A 6,771-nucleotide genomic window follows, 5' to 3' on the forward strand; every position below is an offset into this window, starting at 1 on the left:
TATGGATACATTACAGCAAGAACAAGAATTCTTTACAAAACCGAAGGACTTTTCTTTACAAGACTATCAACCTGAAAACAATCGTACTGTTACGATTCATTTATTATTTCCATCCCATATTGCACATAAAATTATTGAATCACGATACTTTTTTATAGATTCATACGAGCATCAGGATAATGGTTTTCATGTCTTTTTGAAATCAAGAAATATAGATGAAGTCTTTCAATGGATATTAAGCTGGGGTAGCCAAGTGCAAGTACTAGAGCCAAAAATTCTTTCTGAGAAAATATATGATGAAGTAAAAAAAATGTTAAAACTTTAATTTTTTATTTTACTACTGACATAATGTTGTCAGTAGCCCTCCTTTATTGTAGGTATTAACAAATACATTTTCTTAAAAAGGGGATAACAATATGAACAAATTTGAGGATTTAGCAACGTATTACATAGAGGAATTAGAAAAATACTCTCTCGAACAATTTAGAACGAAACCTTCTACAGAAGAATGGTCTCTTGGTCAAATGTATAATCATTTACTTTCGGCTACATATATGCAGTTAGATGCAATCGCAAAATGTAGAACTGAAATGCCCTCTGTAACTAACAAAAAAACGGATATGGGTGAAAAAGTATATATAATGGGGGCTTTTCCTGACATACAAATAAAAGTGCCAGATCATCCGGGATATGCACCCGAAAATCCAACTAACAAAGAAGAAGTACAAGAACGTTTTCTGGAATTAATTACAGTTGTTAAAGACATTGAGCCAACACTTACTTCTATTCCTAATGATTGTAAAGTAGAGCACCCTGGACTTGGTTACTTAAATGCGGCAGAGTGGTTCCAGCTCATTTCTATGCATTTTGCACACCATCTTCGTCAGAAAGATCGGCTAGAGCTTAAGGTTTGCTAAGTGTAAACACTTCTACTAAAAAGAGACTCCCAATATGCAATATTGGGAGCCTTTTCAATTTCGATACAACATTCATACATCCAAACGAAAGAAATGTATACAATGAATCCAATCTTAACAGGTGCAAAACAACTATTACAGAACGACGAAGTTATTATATCTACTTCAAAGTGTTCACTTACTGGCTATATGATTACGCAAAACGTCCCTTATCCGGGCATGTTACTTGCTACTAATAGAAGGTTTCTCTTTTTTAGCCAATATAAAAACCCATCAATACATCGTCTCCATATGATCCATCTTCATATTTAATTTGCTTTCTTTGTCTTCCTTCTTCTACAAAACCAATACGTTTGTACACTTGAATTGCCCTATCATTAATAGAAACTACACCTAAGCAAATTTTCTCTAAACCTTTCTGCCCTTTAGCCCAGCTAATAAGAAATTCAATTAGCTTCGTACCAATGCCTTGATTACAGTACGCCTCTCTAATCCCCATTCCCATTGTACCTGCATGTCGTAAGCGTTCTAGTTCATATCGATTGAAAAGTAAAAAGCCAACCACCTTATTATCTACTTCATAAACTATGTAAAGATTACCTTTTCCCTTACTTTTCCGTATTTTTTCTCTTTCTAAATCAATATCATTTGGTACTTTATTTGGAGATACTATAAAAAACTTTGTAGTAGTTTCCGATAATATAATTTCTTTTCTAATAGCCATAATTGATTCCGCATCAACCTCTTTTGCTAATCGTATCACAAAATCACCTCTTACCTTTTTCTTAAAAGAATAATGCTGAAGCTATCAAACTAAGGAATCTCCAAAACTCTCAATATGCAACATTACATATTGAGAATCTTTTCACTTTTGATATAATATTCTTACATCTATATAAAAGGAATGTATACAATGAATCCAATTTTAACAGCTGCAAAACAACTATTACATAAAGGCGAAGTTATTGTCTCTACTTTAAAATGTTCACTTACTGACTATATTAATACGCATAAAGTCCCGTATCCAGGCATGTTATTTGCTACTAACAGAAGACTTCTCTTTTTGGGCCAATATAAAAATACATTGATTGCCGAATTTGAGTATGAAAAAATTCTATCTATAGAAACGAAGAGAAGAATCTTTGATAAAAAAATAATATTTTACTATGAAGATGAATATATAACGTTGGGATACATTACAAGTTCAAATATTGAAGAGTTCATAGACTTACTACAAAGAAAATGCACGACTAGCGCGGACTCATAATCAGTGGAATCCCCCCCGTTGATTCATTATTTTAATTCCTCCCACTTCGTTCAAACCTCTCTCCCATTTATTCGGTACATATTATCCTCTCGATCCATAAATCCGTGCACGATAAACTCGCGTCTAATCGTACAAAAATCATCATGATATTGTTTTATGAATGTATTAATTTCTTTTTCTGTATATTGTTTTTCAGCATTTAACTTGCTAACTAAATGCTCTAACAATACTAGTTTTTTCTTCTTTTGACCTGGAATCGATTTTAAGCGGTCCTCTTTATCGAAAAAGTTACGAATGATCGTATCTCTAAATTTCATTTCACTTTCGGTCATTTTATTTTCCTCCTTATTATTTATCCTTTTCCTTGTCTTTTTCACCGAAAAGGTCCAGTGCATACCCTACGCTTATAAGGAAATAGTAGAATCCAAGAAATGCTAACGTATCTTTTACGCTAGTATGTTCTTCTTTGCGAAACAAAATCGGTGATATGGTGAAAACGAGGAAATAGACGCATGGATATAGTATGAAATAATAGTTGAATTTTTTTCTCATAGCTCCTCCTCTTTCTGTATATGATTCTATTCAAATCTTTGTAATCCCTTTTTTAATATTCCCCTCTCCTTTAGGTAGGTCTACAGGAATTTTTAAATAAAAGTGATATGTTCTATCCAATGATCTTTCACATATATTTACATGGATGAATTACAAGTCAAGGGGGAATATGAATGCGGTGGATTTATTATGATCCTTTGTTTGAAGTAGATCAAGTCGTTCCATCTGTTAGAACTTCTTCGCCATGGGCTGGGCATAACAAGTTTGCTTACGATCTCGTTACATTTTTCAAACCTAATACACTAGTAGAATTAGGAACATATTATGGATCTTCCTTCTACAGTTTTTGTCAGGCTGTTAAAGATGAACAACTCCCGACACAATGTACTGCAATTGATACTTGGCAAGGAGATCCACACGGTGGTTACTATGGAGAAAATGTATTCGAAACCGTAACAAATGTGCTGGACACGTGTTATCCAGGAATCGGAAAAACGATTCGTTCTACATTTGATGATGCTTTAAATCAATTTGAAGATGAAAGCATCGATTTATTACATATCGATGGGTTTCATACGTTTGAGGCGGTCTCACACGATTATGTTACATGGTTACCAAAACTTAAAAAGAACGGTATTATTTTATTTCATGATATAGCCGTCTTCGAAAATGGGTTTGGTGTACATTTGTTATGGGATACTTTAAAAGCACAATACCCTCACCTAGAATTTTCACATTCGTACGGTTTAGGCGTCCTCTTCCCAAAAGGACATGAAGAAAAATTTGAAAATGTGCTCACTAAAAATAAAGAACTACAGCAAAAGTATGGAGGATAATCCTCTAATTAAAATAAGATAAATAAAAAAGCACCATTTCGGTGCTTTTTTATTTACGCTTCAAGTGATTGATTTTCAGCAATATTTCTAAATTTTCGTTTGTGCATCCAAGTTAATGAAGCGATTGTTCCAAGTGATAATACAACGATAAAGATCATGAGTATCCCTATATTTTGCCACATGAAGTTAAAATCACCGCTTGATACGACTGCTTTAAACCCTGATACAGAGTATGTCATCGGTAGCCAAGCATTAAAGGGTTGTAAGTACTTCGGAATCAACTCTAGCGGGAATGTTCCAGCACTAGTTGTAAGCTGCATAATTAATGTTAAGATCGCAATGAAACGGCCCGCATCACCGAATGCTGTTACTAAACATTGAATTAATGCGATGCATGCTAAACTTGTAATAATGCTAAAGAGTATGAAGTATGGGATGCTTTGCACTTCTACACCTAATCCGAATAGTAATATGACATCTGCTACTATTGCTTGAATAATACCGACTGATAATAAAACACCAAACTTACTAATAAACCAGCTGAATCCTGATTTCGGAACGCCGACTGTATCGCGTAATGGGTATACGATAGATAATAGTAATGCCCCAACGAATAAACCGAGTGATAAGAAGTACGGTGTAAATCCTGTTCCGTAGTTTGGAACTTCCGCTATTTTCTCCACCTTCACTTTTACTGGGCTTGCAAACATATCATACGTTTTATCCGTTCCTTTTACTTCTCCTGTCTTTTCTGCACCTTCACCAAGTTTCTCAGCAAGTTCACCTGACCCATCATTTACTTTTACGAGTCCGTCTGTCACTTTTCCTGAGCCGTCTGTTAGTTTATTTACTCCGTCGATTAGCTGGGTTGAGCCAGTTGCCATGTTATTTAGACCACCATTTAGAGTACCTAAGCCAGTTGTTACTTTACCCGAGCCATCTGCTAATTGCGTTATTCCACCTGTCATTTGGCTTGCTCCTACTGATAATGTACCCAAACCGCCTGTTACTTGGCTTGAACCGTCTTCTAATTGGTTTACTGCTACAGATACTGTGCCTAAACCACCTGTTACTTGACTTGAGCCATCCGCTAATTGAGTGATTCCACCTGCCATTTGGTTTGCTCCTACAGATAATGCACCTAATCCTTCTGTTACCTTTCCAGATCCATCTAATAATTGATTTTCTCCATCAATTAATTGACCTGATCCGTCTTTCAATCTATCAGCACCTGCTTTTGCATTACCTAATCCTTCACCTAATCCATGAAACTTACTTACAAATTCGTTTTGCGCATTCGTTAATTTCTTAATACCACTCGCTAAATTTCCCACCTCTTCTGGATTCGGCATTTTGCTTTGCATTCCACTTGTCTTTTCACTGATTTCACCTTTTAATTGTTTTACTTCTTCATTTAATTTGCTCGTTCCGCCTGCTACTCCGGCAGCTTTCTGTTGAACTGTCGCCGTACTTTTTACCGCATTTGTTATAAATGGCTGTAACTGCTCTTGATATTCTTTCGGTAAACTTTCAATTTGCTTTTGTAAATTCGCTACATCTTGTGCTGCAGTTTTTGCATCCCCTGCTGTTGATTGGGTAATTTCATTTAACTGATTTACGTTTTCTTCAGCTCCATTTATTTTCTGGTTTACTTTATTTAATATAGAAGGACCTTTCGACTGCGCCTCCTCTAGGCCTGCAACAGAATTTTGCATTTTACTATTTAACTCCTGTAAACCCTTTTGAATCTCTTGAGACCCTTTCTCTAATTGAATTTGCCCCCCAACAAGTTTTTCCATCCCATTTGATAGTTCAATTGTTCCTGTTTTTAATTCACCTGTTTTACTTACTAATGTGTTCAAACCTTTAGTTACTTTCTCAGACCCACTTCGCAATTCGCCAATTCCTTTTTGCATTTCACCCGTTTTTCCATTTAACGTATTTAAACCATCTGTTACTTTTCCAGATCCATCTTGTAATTTCCCTATACCCGTTTTTCCATTTAACGTATTTAAACCATCTGTTACTTTTCCAGACCCATCTTGTAATTTCCCTATACCAGTTTGTATTTCACCCGTTTTGCTATTTAATGTATTTAAACCATCTGTTACTTTTCCGGACCCATCTTGCAATTTATTAGATCCATCTGCTAATTTCTGAGCTCCATCTTTCATCTCCCCAGATTTCCCTTGAAGTGTATGGAGTCCATCCGTCACTTTACTTGATCCATCATGCAACTCACTAGCTCCATCATGTAACTTATTTGCTCCGTCCGCTCCATCTGCTAATCCTTTTGATACGTCTTTAATGGAATCAAACATTTTCTCTGCATATGTTTTCGTTAACGTGCTTGATACTTCACCTTTAATTTTTTCAATTGCTGTTCCGCCAATTTGTGAAGATAAGAAGTTTAAACTTTCATTTGGAATATATTCTAAGTTTAATGGTTTCGGATCGTCTTGTAATAACGTTGTAGCGTTACTTGAGAAGTCATCTGGAATACGTACTAACATGTAATACTTTCTGCCTTCCATTCCCTCTTTCGCTTCTTTTTCACTTACAAATTCCCATTTAAAACTTTTATTATCTTTTAAGTTATCAACGAGCCCTTTCCCGACCTCAATTGGTTTCCCATCAAGTTCTGCACCTTTATCTAAATTGACTACCGCAACTGGCAAGTCATCTAGCTGCTCATACGGATCCCAAAAGGCCCATAAAAACATACCCGCATATAAAATCGGTACAAATAAAACCGCAATGATTGGGATTAATATTTTTTTACTTTTTATAATCTCTGCAAATTCTTTACTAAGCAACTTATGCCATTTCATAATTTATCCCCCTTTTCAAAAATGACCAAAATGTCTATTTAGTCATTTTTAACCAAATAAAAAGGCTATATCTGTTCATACATATGCCTTATCCCCGAATTTATACTATGCATATTTTCAACTACTTGATTATACTATTTAACCACCCTTCTCATATAAATGACCAATTTGGTCAATTAGTCATTTTTTTATAATATTAAAAGGATTATCTTAATTTGACAATCCTTTTAGTAAATAAAGTTCGAATAATTCCGATATCTTTTCTTTTTCTAACGGTTCATGATTTTTTTCCCAATCAAAAATAAGCGATACGTATAGGCGAAGCATAATAAACGCTGTAATTTCTGGATCACATTTGCTAATCTCAC

The 6,771-nt window shown here is 35.0% G+C and carries 8 protein-coding genes and 2 pseudogenes; 5 read left to right on the top strand and 5 right to left on the bottom strand.

Going from position 1 to position 6,771, the window contains the following annotated elements:
• From AC1DTM_RS15570 to AC1DTM_RS15580, 3 genes and pseudogenes are all read left to right on the top strand, one after another.
• The coding region (locus AC1DTM_RS15570; protein WP_477000451.1) for a WYL domain-containing protein at nucleotides 1-325 on the top strand (325 nt) is incomplete at its 5' end.
• A gap of 91 nt (nucleotides 326-416) precedes the next feature.
• Nucleotides 417-917 carry a DinB family protein gene (locus AC1DTM_RS15575; RefSeq protein WP_016104117.1) on the top strand — a complete coding sequence of 167 codons (501 nt, stop codon included), beginning with the start codon at nucleotides 417-419 and terminating at the stop codon, nucleotides 915-917.
• A 93-nt stretch (nucleotides 918-1,010) separates the two neighbouring features.
• Nucleotides 1,011-1,196: pseudogene (locus AC1DTM_RS15580) on the top strand (PH domain-containing protein); the annotation flags it as partial.
• Here AC1DTM_RS15580 and AC1DTM_RS15585 read toward each other — a convergent pair.
• Nucleotides 1,171-1,680 (bottom strand): GNAT family N-acetyltransferase, encoded by a 510-nt coding sequence (locus AC1DTM_RS15585; protein ID WP_016104116.1) that lies wholly within the window; start codon nucleotides 1,678-1,680, stop codon nucleotides 1,171-1,173. The pseudogene AC1DTM_RS15580 and the gene AC1DTM_RS15585 overlap by 26 nt on opposite strands.
• 150 nt (nucleotides 1,681-1,830) lie before the next feature.
• On the opposite strand from AC1DTM_RS15585, the gene AC1DTM_RS15590 reads away from it, so the two are divergent.
• On the top strand, nucleotides 1,831-2,184 hold the full coding sequence (locus AC1DTM_RS15590; RefSeq protein WP_002201452.1) for a PH domain-containing protein: 354 nt from the start codon (nucleotides 1,831-1,833) through the stop codon (nucleotides 2,182-2,184).
• A 50-nt stretch (nucleotides 2,185-2,234) separates the two neighbouring features.
• On the opposite strand, the gene AC1DTM_RS15595 is transcribed toward AC1DTM_RS15590, so the two are convergent.
• Nucleotides 2,235-2,516, bottom strand: a complete 282-nt coding sequence (locus AC1DTM_RS15595; protein WP_016104115.1) for a DUF2087 domain-containing protein — start codon at nucleotides 2,514-2,516, stop codon at nucleotides 2,235-2,237.
• 16 nt (nucleotides 2,517-2,532) lie between these two features.
• Nucleotides 2,533-2,736 (bottom strand): hypothetical protein, encoded by a 204-nt coding sequence (locus AC1DTM_RS15600; RefSeq protein ID WP_002201454.1) that lies wholly within the window; start codon nucleotides 2,734-2,736, stop codon nucleotides 2,533-2,535.
• A gap of 173 nt (nucleotides 2,737-2,909) precedes the next feature.
• Here AC1DTM_RS15600 and AC1DTM_RS15605 point away from each other — a divergent pair, with 173 nt between their 5' ends.
• Nucleotides 2,910-3,572 carry a class I SAM-dependent methyltransferase gene (locus AC1DTM_RS15605; RefSeq protein WP_002158968.1) on the top strand — a complete coding sequence of 221 codons (663 nt, stop codon included), beginning with the start codon at nucleotides 2,910-2,912 and terminating at the stop codon, nucleotides 3,570-3,572.
• Nucleotides 3,573-3,625: 53 nt separating this feature from the next.
• On the opposite strand, the gene AC1DTM_RS15610 is transcribed toward AC1DTM_RS15605, so the two are convergent.
• Nucleotides 3,626-6,403 (bottom strand): YhgE/Pip family protein, encoded by a 2,778-nt coding sequence (locus AC1DTM_RS15610; RefSeq protein WP_477000452.1) that lies wholly within the window; start codon nucleotides 6,401-6,403, stop codon nucleotides 3,626-3,628.
• A 210-nt stretch (nucleotides 6,404-6,613) separates the two neighbouring features.
• Nucleotides 6,614-6,771: pseudogene (locus AC1DTM_RS15615) on the bottom strand (TetR/AcrR family transcriptional regulator); the annotation flags it as partial.

This window comes from Bacillus sp. P4_D3, assembly GCF_056401855.1.